Origin of the sequence: Dactylosporangium sp. CA-233914 (assembly GCF_050942935.1) — a bacterium.
Lineage (GTDB): Bacteria > Actinomycetota > Actinomycetes > Mycobacteriales > Micromonosporaceae > Dactylosporangium.
On the sequence record NZ_CP192030.1, the window covers coordinates 11,337,422 to 11,353,599 of the forward strand.

Genomic DNA, 16,178 nt, shown 5'->3' on the forward strand with positions numbered 1-16,178 from the left:
TTCGACGACAACGTCGATCGGACCCGGATGACCGTTGCCCAGCAGAATCCTCACGAGCGACGGTAACCCGGCCGCGCGGACAACCAGCCACCGACAATAGCCGGGCCGACCGCCGCCGACGCCAGAATCTGTCATACCGGCCGACTAGACTGACCCCGAACGCGGCGAAAAAGGCAAGTGGGGCGAAGGCCACGGGTGCCCGTGCGGCGCTCAAGGTGATTGCCGCCCAGCCACCACCGCAGAGGACCGAAGGCCGACCGTGAGACTTGGTGGTGTGGCCACCAGAGCGCAGCCAGTGCCGGGCCAGCGCGGTATGGGGGTGCGGAGTGGAATCCCCCGTCCGCGCCGAAGGCGCGCAACGGCACAGTGGTGGAGCAGACGATGCGCCATACGAACAGCAAGGCCGCAAGCGGCGACCGCAACGGCCCCGACCGCCGTGGTGGGGGTGCTGGTGGCGAAGCCCATGCCGAGAACCCACAGGCTCCCGGCGAGCCGTCCCGAAGGGACGGCTCGCCGGGAGACCCGAAGACTGTGGGGCGGGCGGGACTCGAACCCGCGACCAAGGGATTATGAGTCCCCAGCTCTAACCTGCTGAGCTACCGCCCCAGGCGTCGCAAGCTTACCGAGCCGCGCAAGTCCAATGCCGCCCCGGACGGCGAGCTGACATGAAAAAGGCCTCCGAAGAGGCCCGTTCGGTGCTCCCGCGATAGGACTCGAACCTATAACCTGCCGGTTAACAGCCGGCTGCTCTGCCAATTGAGCTACGCGGGATCACTGTCTTCCTCTGTTCGAGGGCGACCGGGAAAGAGTACAGCACGACTCGGGGGCTCTGCGCCAGCGGGTATCCCCTCGCCGCGCGGGGACCACGCTTCGGGGGCCGAAGTTTGGCAAACCGGGGCAAGATCGATGTGTCGGGACGACGATGGACGGGTATGTCAACAGAGGCGGCGCAGCAGGCACCGGTGACCCCGCGCCGCCAGAAGGAGGTCGTCGCCATGCGCGGCAAGCTACTGTTCCTCGGCGGTCTGGCCGCGGGCTTTGTGCTCGGCGCCCGGGCGGGTCGGGAGAAGTATGAGGAGCTCAAGGCCACTGCTCTGAAGATCAGGGAGAGCCCGACGGTCCAGGAGGCCGCGGGCGTCGTCCAGGAGCAGGCGACGCGGCTGTACAGCGAGGGCAAGACCAAGGTTACCGACAAGCTGGCCAACAGCCGGTTCGCGGAGACCGAGATGGGTCAGCGCCTCCTGCACACGTCGCAGCCGCCCGCGATCGAGCGGGATCTGGCGACGAGCGGAGCGCCCAAGACTCCGTCGGCGGGCACGAATTTCTAGCGGTACACCCAATCGTGTGAGGCCGGTCTGGACCTTCCGCTACGACCCAGACAGAACCGCGCATAACCGAAATGTCGGATATGTCGCGGCGCGCCAGCGCCCGACATATCCGAACACGCCCCCGGCCCCCTACGAAAGGGACCGGGGGCGGGAACGATTCAGGACGACGACGAGAAGGCCGCGTCGAAGGCGGCCTCGGGAGCATCGAAGGCCAGCCGGCGCACGAACTGCACGGCCTCGGGCGCGCCGACCAGGCGGTCCATTCCCGCGTCCTCCCACTCGATCGAGAGCGGGCCCGCGTATCCGATCGCGTTGAGGGCGCGGAAGCAGTCCTCCCACGGCACGTCCCCGTGGCCGGTCGAGACGAAGTCCCAGCCGCGGCGCATGTCCGCCCACGGCAGGTGCGAGGACAGCCGGCCGCGGCGGCCGTCGCCGGTGCGGACCTTGGCGTCCTTGCAGTCGACGTGGTAGATGCGGTCGGCGAAGTCGAAGATGAAGTTCACCGGGTCGAGCTCCTGCCACACGAAGTGCGACGGGTCCCAGTTGAGACCGAAGGCCGGGCGGTGGCCGATGGCCTCCAGCGCGCGGCGGGTGGTCCAGTAGTCGTACGCGATCTCGCTCGGGTGGACCTCGTGGGCGAACTTGACCCCGACCTCGTCGAACACGTCGAGGATCGGGTTCCAGCGGTCCGCGAAGTCCTGGTAGCCGGCCTCGATCATCTCCGGCGGGACCGGCGGGAACATGGCCAGGGTGTGCCAGATCGACGAGCCCGTGAAGCCCACGACCACGTCGACGCCGAGCTTGCGGGCGGCCCGGGCGGTGTTCTTGATCTCCTCGGCGGCGCGCTGCCGTACGCCCTCGGGCGAGCCGTCGCCCCAGATGCGGGCCGGCAGGATGCCCTGGTGGCGCTGGTCGATCGGGTGGTCGCAGACGGCCTGGCCGACGAGGTGGTTGGAGATGGCCCAGACCTTGAGATTGTGCTTCGCGAGCGTCTCCAGCTTCCGGCCCACGTAGGAATCGTCGGCCAGGGCCTTGTCGACCTCGAAGTGGTCGCCCCAGCAGGCGATCTCGAGGCCGTCGTAGCCCCACTCGGACGCGAGGCGGCAGACCTCCTCGAACGGAAGGTCGGCCCACTGACCGGTGAAGAGCGTGATTGGACGCGCCATGCTGCTGTCCTCCGATGAAGGGGGTTCAGGCGCGAGGGAGACCTGTGAACAACGTGAACTCAAACACGAGTGGGTTGCGCCCCCACGCCGGCAATCCTAAAAGACCTGCATACAAAGCAAAAGAGGATCCCCGCCCGCCCGGACGGGCGCCACCGGGTTCCGGGCGGTGTCGGCGTCACCGGCCCGGAACGCGCTCGGCGGCCCGGAGACTGCCCGGGCGGGCGGGGCTCGAAGGAGTGGGGCGGTCGGCGTCTCGCCTTCTCCTCCGTCGTACCCGGCCGAAGCCGGGGTCAGCCGATGAGCGTGAACTCGTCGATGCCGAACAGCGACCTCGCGTACACGGCCCGGTTGGCCTTGCCGATGTAGTCGGCCCGCTGCCCGCCGGCCTGAACGAAAAGAGCCACCGAGCGGTCAGCGAACGCTCTGAGCGACAACGCGGTGTGGCCGAGGCCGGTGCGGAAGTCGATCGCCTTGCAGCAGGTGACGGGGCGGGCCGCCGTTCAGCGCGCCGCGGCGACGGTCTGGAATCGCACGAGATCGGGGGCGGCGTTCTGCGCGCACGAGGCAGCGAGGACCGCCGTAGCGGCGGCGAGCCACGAGCGGATGGTCATGGCAGTCTCCTCACGATCGACTCCCTCACGATCGATCTCGTCGGGTCGGGTCGGGTCGGGTCGGCGCGCGCCGCCGCGCTGTCATGGGGTACGACTTCTGCGGTTTTCCGGGGCCGGCGCGCTGCCTGGCTGGCACCGCGCCGGCGCCCCGGTTCTTGCTCTTCCCCGTCCCCGGCACCCCACCCGCGGGGCGCAACCGCGAATGGTCCCTCGCTGCCGGAGGCGGCGAAGAAGTCTCAGCCTCGAATGCCCAGCAGGTGCTCCGTGGCCAGTTGGTCGAGGCGCTCGAACGCCATGCCGCGGGCCGCGACCGCATCGACGTCGATCTCCTCGGCGCGCAGCTGCGCCAGGGACTCCCCCGGCAGCAGCGTCGGCACCGACAACTCGTCGACCCGGGCGGTGGCCAGGGCCGCGGACACCTCGGGGTCGTCGCGGAAGGCGCGGACCTTCTCACGCAGGATCAGGTAGTTGCGCATGCAGGCCGCCGCGGTGCTCCAGACGCCGTCGGCGTCCTCGGTGCGCGGCGGCTTGTAGTCGAAGTGGCGCGGGCCCGCGTACGCCGTCGGGTAGCCGGCGCTGTTCTCCAGCGCGTCGACGGTCCAGAACGCGCCGCGCAGGTTGCCCGCGCCGAAGCGCAGGTCCTGGTCGAAGCGCGGCCCGTGCTGGCCGTTGAGATCGACGTGGAACAGCTTGCCGTGCCACAGCGCCTGCGCGATGCCGTGCGCGAAGTTCAGCCCGGCCATCTCCTCGTGCCCGACCTCGGGGTTCAGCCCGACCCGGGACGGCTCGTCCAGCGTGGCGATCAGCGCGAGGGCGTGGCCGATGGTGGGCAGCAGGATGTCGCCGCGGGGCCCGTTGGGTTTCGGCTCGATCGCGAGCCTGATGTCGTACCCCTGCTCGCGAATGTACGCGCAGAGGGCGTTGATCGCCTCGCGGTAGCGGTCCAGCGCGGCCCGCATGAGCTTGCCGGCACCGGACTCGGCGCCCTCGCGCCCGCCCCACAGCACGTACGTGGGCGCACCGAGCTCGGCGGCGAGATCGATGTTGCGCAGGACCTTGCGCAGCGCGAAGCGGCGCACGGCGCGGTCGTTGGCGGTGAACGCGCCGTCCTTGAAGATCGGGTGGCCGAAGAGGTTCGTGGTCGCCATCGACACGACCAGGCCGGTGCCGTCCAGCGCGGCACGGAATCGGGTCACGGCCTTGTCCCGCTCGGTCTGATCGCTGCCGAAGGGGATCAGGTCGTCGTCGTGGAAGCTCACACCGTACGCCCCCAGGTCCGCCAGCCGGTGCACGGTCTCGACCGGGTCGAGCGCCGGGCGCGACGCCGGGCCGAAGACGTCCTGGGCCTGCCAGCCGACCGTCCAGAGCCCGAACGAGAACCGGTCCGCGGGCGTGGGGGCGTACGGATCGCTCACGCCATGGCCTCCGCTTCGCTCCGGCCCTGGCATTTGAAACTGAGCCTCTGGTGAGCGGCCACTCCGCCCAGTCTGGCTCGATGACGCTTCGCGCTGATCGACCCAGACCAGGCGCCGCTTCGCTCCGTACCGCTCACGACACACTCACCCACGAGGAGTCGGAGCGCGCCACCGCGTCGAGCACCAGCTGCACCTGCAGCGCGTCCTCGAACGACGGGCTCGGGTCAGCGCCGGTGGCGACGGCCTCGATGAAGTCGCGCATCTCGTGGGTGAAGGAGTGCTCGTAGCCGATGATGTGCCCCGGCGGCCACCAGGCCCCGAGGTACGGGTGCTCGCCCTCGGTCACCAGGATGCGGCTCCACCCCTGCTCGGCGGTGGGCCGGGTGGCGTCGAAGAACTCCAGCTCGTTGAGGCGTTCCAGGTCGAAGGCCAGGGAGCCGTGCTCCCCGTTGACCTCGACCCGTAGCCCGTTCCTGCGGCCGGTGGCGAACCGGGTCGCCTCGTAGCTGGCCACCGCACCCCCGTCGAGACGCGCGATGAACAGCGCCGCGTCGTCCACGGTGACCTCACCTGTGGCAGTACCGGTGGCCGAGCCGGACGCCGAGAGCCCGCTCGCGGCCTCCGGCAGGGGCCGCTCCTTGATGAATGTCTCGGTCAGCCCGGACACCCCGGTGATGCGCTGGCCGGTGACGTACTGCGTGAGATCGATGATGTGCGCGCCGATGTCGCCGAGCGCGCCCGAGCCGGCCAGCTCCTTGCGCAGCCGCCACACCAGCGGGAAGCTCGGATCGACGATCCAGTCCTGCAGGTAGGCGGCCCGGACGTGGCGGATCGCGCCGAGCCGGCCGGCCGCGATCAGGTTGTGCATGAGGCTGACGGCGGGGACCCGGCGGTAGTTGAACCCGCACGCCGAGCGCACGCCCACCGCCCGGGCCTTGGCCGCGGCGGCGACCATCGCCCGCGCCTCGTCGACCGTGTTGGCCAGCGGCTTCTCGCACAGCACGTGCTTGCCCGCCTCGAGCGCGGCGATGGCGATCTCGGCGTGGCTGTCGCCCGGGGTACACACGTCGATCACGTCGATGTCGTCCCGGGCGATCAGCTCGCGCCAGTCGGTCACCGCCTCGGCCCAGCCGAGCCGTCGCGCGGCGTCGGTCACCTTCGCCTCGTCGCGACCGCAGACGGCGACCATCGTCGCCCGTGCGGGCAGGTCGAAGACCCGGTTCACGGTGCGCCACGCCTGGGAGTGCGCGGCACCCATGAAGGCGTAGCCGACCATGCCGACGCGCAGCTCCCCGCTGCTGCCCTGACTGGACACTGGCGGTTCCTCTCCTAGAAAATCCGGTCTCACAAAATCCTGGTCAGGACTTGAAGCCCAGCGGCAGGTACTTGTCGACGTTGTCCTTGGTGATCGTCTCGGACTGCAGCACGATCTGCTTGGGTACCTGCAGCTCGACCAGGTCGCGCATGCCGTTGCCCTGGGCCGCGAGCCGGGCCAGGATGATCGCCGACGAGGCCATCGACGGCGGGTAGGTCACCGTCGCGACGAGCACGCTGTCGCCCGCCTTGATGTGGTCCATGGCGTCGCGGGAGCCCGCCCCGCCGACCAGGAAGAACTCCTTGCGCCCGGCCTGCTGGATCGCGGCGAGCACGCCGACGCCCTGGTCGTCGTCGTGGTTCCACACCGCGTCGAGCTTCGGCGCGGCCTGCAGCAGGTTCGCCGCGGCGGCCTGGCCGGTCTGCACCGTGAAGCCGGCCGGGACCCGGTGCTTCACCGACAGCCCGTACGTCTTGAGCGTGTCGGCGAAGCCCCGCGAGCGGTCCTTGGTCAGCGGCAGGTCGTCGATGCCGGGGATCTCGCCGATCACCGCGTCCGTCTTGCCCTTGAGCTTCTCGCCGATGTAGTGCCCGGCGGCCACGCCCATGCCGTAGTTGTCGCCCTTGATCAGGCAGAACGACGCGGCGGCGTCGGTGAACTCGCGGTCGAGGTTGATCACGATGATGCCCGAGTCCATGGCCTTCTTGCCGATCGCGGTGAGCTGGGCGCCGTCCTGCGGCAGCAGCACGATCGCGTCCGGCTTGCTGGCGATCAGCGACTCCAGCGCGGCGATCTGCGCCGGCGCGTCCTTACCGGCGTCGACGGGCTTGAGCGTGACGTCGGAGAACTTCGCCGCCTGGGCCTTGGCGTTGGCGGTGATGGCGCCGATCCAGCCGTGGTCGGCGGCCGGGGCGGAGAAACCGATGGTGACCGCCCGGCCGGGGGCCTGGCTGGCGGCGTTCTCCTTGGTGTTGGTCTGCGGCTCGCTGTCGTTGGTCTCGTTGGACGTGCAGCCGGCCAGCAGCGCGCCGGTGCCGAGCGCGGCCCCGCCGAGCAGCAGCCGGCGGCGGGAAACGTCGGGGAAGGTTGCGCTCATCACGACCTCCAGGTCGTCGGTGGGAGTTTTCGGGGGTGTACTTCCGGTGCTTTTGGGTGCACTGAGCAGCGCTGCCGTCCCGGCGTGGGCGGCGGCGTGCTGGCGTTGGGGTGTTATTTGGAAGCGGAAGCGGGGCGTCGCCGGAACGGGAACGACCCGACCCGGAACTGCTGGACGAGCACGGCGGCGACGATGATGCCGCCGTTGATGACCCGCTGGAGGTCCAGCGGCAGCAGGTTGACGATGAACAGGTTGGTGATCTGGCTGAAGATCAGCACGCCGAGCAGCGAGCCGACGATGGTGCCGCGGCCGCCGGTGAGCAGCGTGCCGCCGATGATCGCGGCGGCGATCGCGCTGAGCTCGTAGCCGTCGCCGTTGGTGTTGCTGCCGGACGTGGTCTGGGAGACCACCATGATGGCGGCGATGCCGCAGCACAGGCCCGACAGGACGTAGAGCAGCACGGTCTGCAGCCGGACGTTGATGCCGGCGAGGCGGGCCGCCTCGGCGTTGCCGCCGATGGCGACCGTGCGCCGGCCGAACGTGGTGCGGTTGAGCAGCACCCAGCCGAGTGCGGTGACGGCCAGGAAGATGATGACGATGTACGGCACGCCGAGGAGCTTGTCGGCGGCGAGGCTCTTGATGAACGGGTCCTTGATGATCTGCGTGTGCGAGCCGGAGATGTTCTGGGCCAGGCCCCGAGCGGAGACCATCATGGCGAGCGTCGCGATGAACGCCACCAGCCGCCCGTAGGCGATCAGGACCCCGTTGACCAGCCCGGCCCCGGCCCCGACGAGCAGCGCGGTGATGACCATGACGGCCGGGCCGTAGCTCTGGGTGGCCACCGTCGTACACCAGACGCTCGCCAGCGCCAGGATCGCGCCGACCGACAGGTCGATGCCGCCGCTGATGATCACGAAGGTCATGCCGACCGTGATCACGCCGATGCTGGAGGCCAGCGACAGCACCACGAGCTCGTTCTTCCACAGCTGCTCGACGTCCAGGAACACGTCCGGGCGGGTGATCGCGCCGATGATCAGCAGCAGGATCAGGACGCCGATCAGGGCCAGGTTGCGCTTGATGTTGTCGGCGCCGTCGCGGTTCCACCAGCCCGGCGCGGCGACGCGGGGCGGGTCGTGGACGTCGACCGGTTCGGTGGCGGTGCTCATGCGGCGGTCCCTTCGGGGGTGGTGCTCGTAAGGCTGGCCCCGTCGAGCAGCGAGCCGGCCATCACCAGGTCGAGCACGGTGTCTTCATCGAGTTCGCCGGCAGGCGCCTCGCGCACGATGCGGCCCTCGCGCATGACCAGCACGCGGTCGGAGAGGCCGAGCACCTCGGGCACCTCGCTGGATACGAGCAGTACGCCGACGCCGTCGTCGGCGAGGCGGCGGATCACCTGGTACAGCTCGGCCCGCGCGCCCACGTCGACGCCGCGGGTCGGCTCGTCGAGCAGCAGCAGCCGCGTGTCGCCGAGCAGCCAGCGCCCGACCACGACCTTCTGCTGGTTGCCGCCGGACAGCGTGCGCACCGGCCGGCGCACGTCCGCGGGGCGCAGGTCGAGGCCGCGGGTGATCTCCTCGGCCGCCTGCCGCTCGCGCCCGGAGTCGGTGAAGCCGGCGCGGGCGTACCGTGCGAAGCCGGCCAGCGTGACGTTGCGGTAGATCGGCTCGCCGAGCAGCAGTGCCTGGCTCTTGCGCTCCTCCGGCGCCATGCCGATCCCGGCGCGCACGGCGGCGCCGACGCTGCCCGGGCGCAGTCGGCGGCCGGCCAGCTCCACCGTCCCGGCGACGGGCCGGCGGGCGCCGTAGATGGACTCGAGCACCTCGGAGCGGCCGGAGCCGACCAGCCCGGTGATGCCCACGATCTCTCCGCCGTGGACGCTGAGCGAGACGTCGCTGAACCGCCCCGGCAGCGTGAGCCCCTCGACCCGAAGCAGCGGCTGGTCGCTGAACTCGCGCGACGCGGGCCGCTGCGGGAAGACGTACTCGATCGTGCGGCCGGTCATCCGGCTCACCAGCTCGCGGTTGGGGGTCGACTTCGCGTCGAGGTCGGCGGCCGTGGTCCGCCCGTCCTTGAGCACCGTGACCCGGTCGCCGATCTCGCGGATCTCGTCGAGGCGGTGCGAGATGTAGATGACCGCGATGCCCTGCGCGGTGAGCCCGCGCACGATCCGGAACAGGTTCTCGACCTCGTCGTGGGCCAGCACGGCGCTCGGCTCGTCCATGATCATCAGCCGCGCCTCGCGCGACAGCGCCCGGCCCATGCTCACGATCTGCTTCGCCGCGGCCGGCAGCTTGCCGACCTCGCGCCCCGCCGGGATCTCCGGGTGGCCGAGCCGCTTCAGGATCGCCTCCGCGCCCCGGCGCATCGTCCGGCGGCCGACGAAGCCGCCGCTGTTGGGCTCGTGCCCGAGGTACATGTTCTCGGCCACGCTCAGCCCGTCGACGAGGTCGAGCTCCTGGTAGATGGTGGCGATCCCGGCCTTCATGGCCGCCTGCGGGCCGCTGAAGGCGACCGGCTCGCCCAGCCACCGGATCTCACCGGAGTCCGGCGTGTGCGCCCCGGAGAGCACCTTGATCAGCGTCGACTTGCCGGCCCCGTTCTGCCCCAGCAGGCAGTGCACCTCGCCCGCGCGCACCTCGAGCTGGACGCCGTCCAGCGCGCGGACGCCGGGGAACGTCTTGACCACGTCCGTGAGCCGGAGCACCACGTCCGGCTGGGTCACGTCGGGTCGGGCCGGGGAGGATTCCGCCGGTGGTTCGGTCATGATGGCCGCCCATATGCGAGTTCGCTGGCCAGCACCGCGGCGCCGACGACGCCGGCGCGGGGGCCGAGCTCGGACAGGACGACCGGCAGGTTGCCGGTCGCCAGCGGCAGCGAGCGCCGGTACACCACGCTGCGGATCTCGGCGAGCAGGATGTGGCCGAGCCCGGCCAGCCCGCCGCCGATCACGATCATCGAGGGGTTGATGAAGCTGACCAACCCGGCCAGCACCCCGCCGACGCGCCGCCCGCCGTCGCGGATCAGCCGGATGCAGGTCACGTCGCCCTCGGCCGCCCCGTCGGCGACGTCCTTCGCCGTCACCGACCCGTTCGCGGCCAGCCGGTCCGCGAGCGCGGGCGAGGCCCCGCTGCGCGCCGCCGCCATGGCGTCCCGCGCGAGCGCACCGCCGCCGAACAGCGCCTCCAGGCAGCCGACGTTGCCGCACGAGCAGACCGGCCCGTGGCTGTCGACCTGGATGTGCCCTATGTCGCCGGCGCAGCCGTCGGTGCCGCGGTACACCTCGCCGTTGAGGTAGATCCCGCACCCGATGCCCGTCCCCACCTTCAGGAACAGCAGGTTGTCGACCGAGTGCGCGACACCGCCGTAGCGCTCGCCGATGCTCATGATGTTCACGTCGTTGTCCACGACCACGGGGCAGTTGTGCTCGCGGCCGAGCACCTCGCGCACCGGGAACCGGTCCCAGCCCGGCATGATCGGCGGCGACACCGGCACCCCGTCCCGGAAGCTCACCGGCCCCGGAACCCCGATCCCGATGGCGTTGAGCCGCTCGTACGCGCCCTCGGCCCGGAACTTGTGCAGGATCTCGTTGACCCGCTGGAGAATCGTCTTCGGCCCGGAGCGGATGTCCGCCGGCTCCCGGTATGCCGCCACCGGCTCCAGCCGCCCGTCCGTGATCTCCACGTCGACCGAGCTCGCCCCGAGGTCGACCGCGGCGAAGCGCAGCCCCGGGTTGAGCTCGACCAGCGTGGAGCGCCGCCCGCCCCGGCTCGCCGCCGGCCCGGCCTCCCGGATCAGCCCGGTCGCGACCAGCGCGTCCAGGTCCGCCAGGAGCCGGGGCCGCGGCACCTCGAGCCGATCCGCCAGCTCGGCCCGCGACAGCGCCCCGGTGTCCCGCAACAGCCGGAGCAGGCGCGACTGAACCGGGCTGTCAATGGCGCTGACCGTGTTCATCGGGCACCCCCTCATCAGGTCGCAGGGCCAGGACGCACCGCGACATGCGGCTACACCACCACACCGCCCAAACGCCCCTGGTTGCCGGGGCGTGTGGGCGGCGTTACACCCGTGTTGCGTCGAGACTTTAGGCGGCTATCCCACCCGCCGTCTAGAGCTTCTGGCGCCCGTTACCAAACTTTTGCTGATTCCAACGGAAGTTCCGACGCTATCAAAAATTGCCGCGTTTCGGCAGCTCAGAGCCGCCACGCCGACAGCATCCAGGCCCGCCAAATGCGGTCAAACCACCCACAGAAACTTCTCCGCCGGCCGGGCCGACCCACCGACCGTGAGCGCTCCCATACACACCGACCCCATCGCTTCGACCGATCCGGCCTTGATCCGGTCAGCTTCCCGATCGTCCGACGCCCGGCTCGTGCCGATCGGCATCCTCCCCACGCTGCGACCGGAGCGACGCCGGCCTTGGTCCGGCCCGATCGGTCCCGGATCAGGTCAGCAGCAGCCTCCCCAGCCGGCGGCTGGCGAACCAGAGGCCGGCGACCGCGAGCCCGACCAGATAGAGCGCATGCCACCCCAACCCCCACGCGGGCGAGCCCGTGCACAGCCCCCGCACGAGCGCCACCCCGTGATACAGCGGCGTGAGCTCGACCAGCAGCCGGGCCGCGAGCGGATAGCTGTCCGGCGGCGCGAACGTCCCGCTGAACAGGAACAGCCCGAACTGCGCGACGTTGACGTAGTCGAAGTCCTGCCACGACCGCAGCAGCGTCGACAGCGCCATGCCCAGCCCGCCGAACGCGATCCCGACCAGCATCGTCGCCGGGAAGGCGACCAGCGCCCACAGCGTCGTGGTCAGCCCCAGCCCGGCCATCACGGCCAGGAACGCCGCCGAGTAGAACGCGCCGCGCACCATCGCCCAGACCAGCTCGCCCGACGCCAGCTGCACGGGCGTCACGGGCGTGGCGAGCGTCGCGTCGTAGAGCTTCATGAACTTCAACTTCCCGTAGAAGTTCATGACCGTCTCCGCCATCGCCCCGTTCATGCTGGAGGCGGCGAGCATCGCGGGCGCGACGAACTGTGCATACGACACGAGCCGCCCGTCCTGCAGCGGCACGTCGCCCACCAGCCGCCCGACCCCGACGCCGATCGAGAGCAGATACAGCAGCGGCTCGGCGAAGCCCGACAGCAGCACCATCCAGTACGTCACATGCCGCGCCGCCGCCAGGTTACGCCCCACCACCGACAGCGCCCCGCCCGAGTCCCGCGCGACCCGCCCGTACACCATCGCCGTGACCATCAGCCCACTCCCCCGACCGGCCCCGCGAACCGCCCCACCGGCCGCCCGCAGCCCGAGACCGCGACCATCAGCCCACTCCCCTCACCGGCCCGGAAGGCCGCCCCATCGACCGCCGCCGGGCCCGAGATCGCCACCATCGGCCGCCTGTCGATCGACCGGCCGTGAACCGTGCGCGCCGGCATCAGTCCTCCAACCGGCGCGTGAAACCCCGGCGCGCCAGGGCGTATCCCGCCGCGACATACGCCACCAGCACCCCGGCGTGCACCCAGGCGCCCCACGCCGTCGCCGTGCCCAGCGTCGCCGCGCGGCAGAGCTCGACGCCGTGCCACAGCGGCGACGCGTAGGCCAGGACCCGCGCCGGCGCCGGCAGCCCGCCGACCGGGAAGAACACCCCGGCGAACAGCGACATCGGGACGACCACCAGGCGGAACAGGACCGCGAAATACCCGTCACTGTCGACCGCCGCCGCGAACGCGAACGTCGGCGCGGCGAACGCGAGCCCGACCAGCACCGCCGCCAGCGGAGTGGCCACCGCCCACCACGAGTGCACCGCGCCGAAGAGCAGCATGACCAGCAGGAACGCCACCCCGGCGATCGCCACCCGCAGCGCCACGAACAGCAGGTGCCCCCGCGCGATCGCGGCCGCCGTCAAGGGCGAGGCGCGCATCGCGTGATACACCTTGATCCAGTTGAACATCGAGAACACCGGCCACGTCGAGTCGGCGACCGCCACCTGCAGCGCGGTCGAGGCGAGCAGCCCCGGCCCGATCCAGTCCAGATACGGCGCGCCGAGGCCGGACGATCGCTCATCGACATAGCCGCCGACCGTGAAGCCCATGGCGACCAGGAACATCGCCGGCAGTGCGAACGTGCCGAACACCGACGCGCGCCACACGCGCCGATACGCGACCAGGTGATATTCCAGCGCGGCGAGCGTGCCCATCGCTCACTCCACCAGCGTCCGGCCGGTCAGGTGCAGGAACACGTCCTCCAGCGACCCGCGCCGCACCAGGGTGCTCGCCGGGGCGAGGCCGCGGGCGGCGATCTCGGCGAGCGCCGCGTCGCCGTCGTCGGTGTAGACCAGCACGCGGTCCGGCAGCACTTCGATGCGCTCCCCGACGCCGTCGAGCTTGCCGGAGGCGTCCTGCGCCGGCTCGGCGCCGAAGCGCACCTCGACCACCTCCCGGGTGGAGTGGCGCTCGATGAGCTCCCGGGGCGAGCCCTCCGCCACGATCCGGCCCGCGTCCATCACCACGAGCCGGTCGCACAGCTGCTCAGCCTCGTCCATGTAGTGCGTGGTGAGCACCAGCGTCACGCCCCGCTGCTTGAGCCGGAACAGCCGCTCCCACACCAGGTGCCGGGCCTGCGGATCGAGCCCGGTCGTCGGCTCGTCGAGCAGCACCAGGTCGGGTTCGTTGACCAGCGCCCGCGCGATCGTCAGGCGCCGTTTCATGCCGCCCGACAGCGGCTCGACCTTGTCGCCGGCCCGGTCACCGAGCTGCACGAAGTCGAGCAGCTCGCGGGCCCGCTCCCGGGCCACCCGGCGCGGCACGCGGAAGTAGCGCGCGTAGACCACCAGGTTCTCCAGCACCGTCAGCTCCGGGTCGAGCGTGTCCTGCTGCGGGCACACCCCGAGCCGCGCCCGGATCGCCGGCCCGTCGCGCGCCGCGTCCATGCCGAGGATCCGCAGCGACCCGCTCGTCGGCCGCGACACGCACCCGATCATCCGCATCGTGGAGGACTTGCCCGCCCCGTTGGGCCCGAGGAACCCGAACGCCTCCCCCGCCCGCACCCGCACGTCGATCCCATCGACTGCCGTAAAGTTCCCGAACTGCTTGACCAGTGCCGTCGCCGCAATCAAAGCCCCGTTGTCAGCCACGCCCCGACCATAGCCGTGGGGTACGACAATTTTCGCGGCCATTACTATCGCCCTCGTGCGCCTCAACCCGCGCTGGCTCGGGCTGGCCGCGACCACCTTGCTGGCCGTCAGCGGTTTCCTGGCCGGCAAGCCGTATCACCACGACGCCGCCTGGGTCAGCGGCGTCTGCGTGTGGTTCGTCGCGCTGCTCGCGCTCGGCTACGCGTGGTGGGGGCTGCGCGGGGTCACCCGCCCGCGCGAACTGCTCGTCACGGCCGCGATCTGGAGCCTGCCGCTGCTGGTCGCGCCGCCGATGGGCGCCCTGGACGTGTACGCGTACGCCTGCCAGGGCCAGCTCTTCGACGCCGGCATCAACCTCTACGAACACGGCCCGTCGGCGCTGCCCTGCACGTGGCTGTCCGAGGTCCCGCCGCTGTGGCGCGACACCCCCACCCCCTACGGCCCGCTGTGGTTCGCGATCTCGGGCGGCGTCTCGTGGCTCGCGCACGGCCACCTCGCCGTCGCCGTCGGCCTGTTCCGCCTCGTCGCCGTGCTCGGGCTGATCCTCTGCGTGGCCGCCGCACACCGCCTCACCGGCAGCAACGCGGTGCTGGCCGCGAGCCCGCTGGTCCTCGTCCACGTCGTCTCCGGCGTGCACAATGACATCCTGCTCGCGGCCTTCGTGCTCGCCGGGTTCGCCCTGGCGGCCCGGGCCCGCCCGGCCCTGTCGGGCCTGGCATTCGGCCTGGCGGCCGCGATCAAGGTGACCGCGCTGGTTGCAGCCCCTTTTGCAGTACTGCTGCTGCTTTCGCGAAGGCGCCGCGATCCTGTCACGTTCACCGCCACCGCGATCGCGGTCTATGCGGCGCTCGCCGCCGTCACCGGCCACGGCCTGGGCTTCCTGCGCGCGCTGGGCGCCACCGCCGGCCTCGTGCAGTGGCTGTCCATCCCCAGCGGCGTCGGCATGGCGATCGGTTACGTTCTGCGTTGGAGCGGTCAACCCGGCGCATTCGGCACCGCGGTGGCCGTTGCCCGCGCGGTAGGCTTCGTGACGCTGGCCGCCCTGCTGCTGTGGCTGTGGCTGCGGACCCTGCGCACGGTCCGCCACGCCGACCCGAACGCCGCGCCCGCCGTCGATCCCGTGCTCACCGCCGCCGGGCTGGCGCTGCTGGCCATGGCCGTGCTCGGCCCGGTCTTCTACGCGTGGTACGCGCTGGCCGGCATCACGGTCCTGGCCGGCACGCGCCTGACCGGCCGCCTGCGCACAGGCGTGCACGTGGCCGTGGTGGCGCTGCCGTTCCTCACGCTCCCCGACAGCCTCGGCCTCGCGACGAAGACCAAGGTGCCGGGCGCGTTCCTGGACCTCGCCCTGGTCGTGGCGCTAATAGTGCGTCTCGCCCGAACCCGCCGCCGACCTGTGGCACTACCCGGCCTCCACGGCCGGGCGACCGCGCGCTCAGGCGACGGTGCCGACGCCTGACCTCGCCCAGCTGACCAGCTCGCGTGTCTGCTCGGCCACGCCCGGCGCCTCGCGGTCGACGCCCTCGTCGTAGCGAACCGTCCACCGCAGCCCGTTCACCCCAGGCACGCGCCGCCCGACCACCCGGACCCCGCCCCTGGCTCCGGTCAGCCCGTCGAGCGGGTGGTGCGAGGTGTGCGCGATCGACTTGTTGACCCGCACCCGCACCTGCTCCGGCACCCGGTCCGGATCGAGCAGCGTGACGATGAGCGGCGGAAGGTCCTCCATCACCGCGTACTCCTCGTCGTCCACCGGCACCTCCCGCGCCGCGACGACGGCCAGCTGCCGCCCCGACCACGTGGCCTTGTGGATCTCGTGCCACCCGAGCCGATCATCAGCCCCCGGTAGCCACAGCCCGTGGTTGGTCGCCACGACAACGTTGTCCCCGCTCGCCCCGGCCCACGCAACCACCCGCTCGTCCGGCCCAAGCTTGGGCCGCTGCCCGGCGGGCAAATGCCGCCGCTTCAAAAAGCCGAACACAGTGCCCTCTACTTCATGAAATGTCTGCAGTATCCCGGCACGGCACCTTCCGCCCGCCCCCGCTACCCCGCCGACGACGAATCTCGCCACACCCCGGTGCCGACATCCGGCTCGCCGCCGTCGCGCCTATCACCGCGGCGTCCGG

Annotated in this window: 13 protein-coding genes and 2 tRNA genes; 2 read left to right on the plus strand and 13 right to left on the minus strand. The window is 71.2% G+C overall.

Annotated elements, in window-relative coordinates; translation table 11 throughout:
* Positions 1 to 532: 532 nt before the first annotated feature.
* A tRNA-Ile gene (locus tag ACQPY0_RS50475) sits at positions 533 to 606 on the minus strand.
* A 92-nt stretch (positions 607 to 698) separates the two neighbouring features.
* Positions 699 to 771 (minus strand) — tRNA-Asn (locus ACQPY0_RS50480).
* 224 nt (positions 772 to 995) lie between these two features.
* On the opposite strand from ACQPY0_RS50480, the gene ACQPY0_RS50485 reads away from it, so the two are divergent.
* A complete protein-coding gene (locus ACQPY0_RS50485; RefSeq protein ID WP_432995746.1) occupies positions 996 to 1,328 on the plus strand; it encodes a hypothetical protein in 333 nt (110 codons plus the stop codon).
* A 158-nt stretch (positions 1,329 to 1,486) separates the two neighbouring features.
* Here the strand turns inward: ACQPY0_RS50485 and ACQPY0_RS50490 are convergent, their stop codons facing one another.
* The 10 genes from ACQPY0_RS50490 to ACQPY0_RS50535 all read right to left on the minus strand — a co-directional run bounded on the left by ACQPY0_RS50490 (position 1,487) and on the right by ACQPY0_RS50535 (position 14,055).
* Complete coding sequence (locus ACQPY0_RS50490) at positions 1,487 to 2,494, minus strand: sugar phosphate isomerase/epimerase family protein (protein ID WP_432978223.1); 1,008 nt, start codon at positions 2,492 to 2,494, stop codon at positions 1,487 to 1,489.
* A gap of 847 nt (positions 2,495 to 3,341) precedes the next feature.
* On the minus strand, positions 3,342 to 4,520 hold the full coding sequence (gene xylA / locus ACQPY0_RS50495; protein WP_432978226.1) for a xylose isomerase: 1,179 nt from the start codon (positions 4,518 to 4,520) through the stop codon (positions 3,342 to 3,344).
* Between the two features lie 133 nt (positions 4,521 to 4,653).
* On the minus strand, positions 4,654 to 5,796 hold the full coding sequence (locus tag ACQPY0_RS50500) for a Gfo/Idh/MocA family protein (RefSeq protein WP_432995747.1): 1,143 nt from the start codon (positions 5,794 to 5,796) through the stop codon (positions 4,654 to 4,656).
* A gap of 82 nt (positions 5,797 to 5,878) precedes the next feature.
* Positions 5,879 to 6,931 (minus strand): substrate-binding domain-containing protein, encoded by a 1,053-nt coding sequence (locus tag ACQPY0_RS50505; RefSeq protein ID WP_432978229.1) that lies wholly within the window; start codon positions 6,929 to 6,931, stop codon positions 5,879 to 5,881.
* 113 nt (positions 6,932 to 7,044) lie between these two features.
* Positions 7,045 to 8,097 (minus strand): ABC transporter permease, encoded by a 1,053-nt coding sequence (locus tag ACQPY0_RS50510; protein WP_432978232.1) that lies wholly within the window; start codon positions 8,095 to 8,097, stop codon positions 7,045 to 7,047.
* Positions 8,094 to 9,695: a sugar ABC transporter ATP-binding protein gene (locus ACQPY0_RS50515; RefSeq protein ID WP_432978235.1), complete on the minus strand. Its 1,602-nt coding sequence runs from the start codon at positions 9,693 to 9,695 to the stop codon at positions 8,094 to 8,096. Before ACQPY0_RS50515 ends, ACQPY0_RS50510 begins: the two co-directional genes overlap by 4 nt.
* Complete coding sequence (locus tag ACQPY0_RS50520) at positions 9,692 to 10,882, minus strand: ROK family protein (protein ID WP_432978238.1); 1,191 nt, start codon at positions 10,880 to 10,882, stop codon at positions 9,692 to 9,694. Before ACQPY0_RS50520 ends, ACQPY0_RS50515 begins: the two co-directional genes overlap by 4 nt.
* Before the next feature lie 487 nt (positions 10,883 to 11,369).
* Positions 11,370 to 12,176, minus strand: coding sequence for an ABC transporter permease (locus ACQPY0_RS50525; RefSeq protein WP_432978241.1), 807 nt, complete (start codon positions 12,174 to 12,176; stop codon positions 11,370 to 11,372).
* 181 nt (positions 12,177 to 12,357) lie between these two features.
* Positions 12,358 to 13,119, minus strand: a complete 762-nt coding sequence (locus ACQPY0_RS50530; RefSeq protein ID WP_432978244.1) for an ABC transporter permease — start codon at positions 13,117 to 13,119, stop codon at positions 12,358 to 12,360.
* A 3-nt stretch (positions 13,120 to 13,122) separates the two neighbouring features.
* On the minus strand, positions 13,123 to 14,055 hold the full coding sequence (locus ACQPY0_RS50535; protein ID WP_432978247.1) for an ABC transporter ATP-binding protein: 933 nt from the start codon (positions 14,053 to 14,055) through the stop codon (positions 13,123 to 13,125).
* A 55-nt stretch (positions 14,056 to 14,110) separates the two neighbouring features.
* On the opposite strand from ACQPY0_RS50535, the gene mptB reads away from it, so the two are divergent.
* Positions 14,111 to 15,514 carry a polyprenol phosphomannose-dependent alpha 1,6 mannosyltransferase MptB gene (gene mptB, locus ACQPY0_RS50540; RefSeq protein WP_432978250.1) on the plus strand — a complete coding sequence of 468 codons (1,404 nt, stop codon included), beginning with the start codon at positions 14,111 to 14,113 and terminating at the stop codon, positions 15,512 to 15,514.
* On the opposite strand, the gene ACQPY0_RS50545 is transcribed toward mptB, so the two are convergent.
* Positions 15,491 to 16,033 (minus strand): hypothetical protein, encoded by a 543-nt coding sequence (locus ACQPY0_RS50545; protein ID WP_432978253.1) that lies wholly within the window; start codon positions 16,031 to 16,033, stop codon positions 15,491 to 15,493. The two genes, mptB and ACQPY0_RS50545, sit on opposite strands and share 24 nt — an antisense overlap.
* Between the last annotated feature and the right edge of the window lie 145 nt (positions 16,034 to 16,178).

Bases quoted from the DNA above. Each gene is read 5' to 3' on its own strand.
- ACQPY0_RS50530 (WP_432978244.1), bottom strand. From the start codon at position 13,119: ATGGGCACGCTCGCCGCGCTGGAATATCACCTGGTCGCGTATCGGCGC.
- ACQPY0_RS50500 (WP_432995747.1), bottom strand. From the start codon at position 5,796: ATGGTCGGCTACGCCTTCATGGGTGCCGCGCACTCCCAGGCGTGGCGC.
- ACQPY0_RS50490 (WP_432978223.1), bottom strand. From the start codon at position 2,494: ATGGCGCGTCCAATCACGCTCTTCACCGGTCAGTGGGCCGACCTTCCG.
- ACQPY0_RS50525 (WP_432978241.1), bottom strand. From the start codon at position 12,176: ATGGTCACGGCGATGGTGTACGGGCGGGTCGCGCGGGACTCGGGCGGG.
- ACQPY0_RS50505 (WP_432978229.1), bottom strand. From the start codon at position 6,931: ATGAGCGCAACCTTCCCCGACGTTTCCCGCCGCCGGCTGCTGCTCGGC.
- ACQPY0_RS50520 (WP_432978238.1), bottom strand. From the start codon at position 10,882: ATGAACACGGTCAGCGCCATTGACAGCCCGGTTCAGTCGCGCCTGCTC.
- ACQPY0_RS50515 (WP_432978235.1), bottom strand. From the start codon at position 9,695: ATGACCGAACCACCGGCGGAATCCTCCCCGGCCCGACCCGACGTGACC.
- ACQPY0_RS50485 (WP_432995746.1), top strand. From the start codon at position 996: ATGCGCGGCAAGCTACTGTTCCTCGGCGGTCTGGCCGCGGGCTTTGTG.
- ACQPY0_RS50510 (WP_432978232.1), bottom strand. From the start codon at position 8,097: ATGAGCACCGCCACCGAACCGGTCGACGTCCACGACCCGCCCCGCGTC.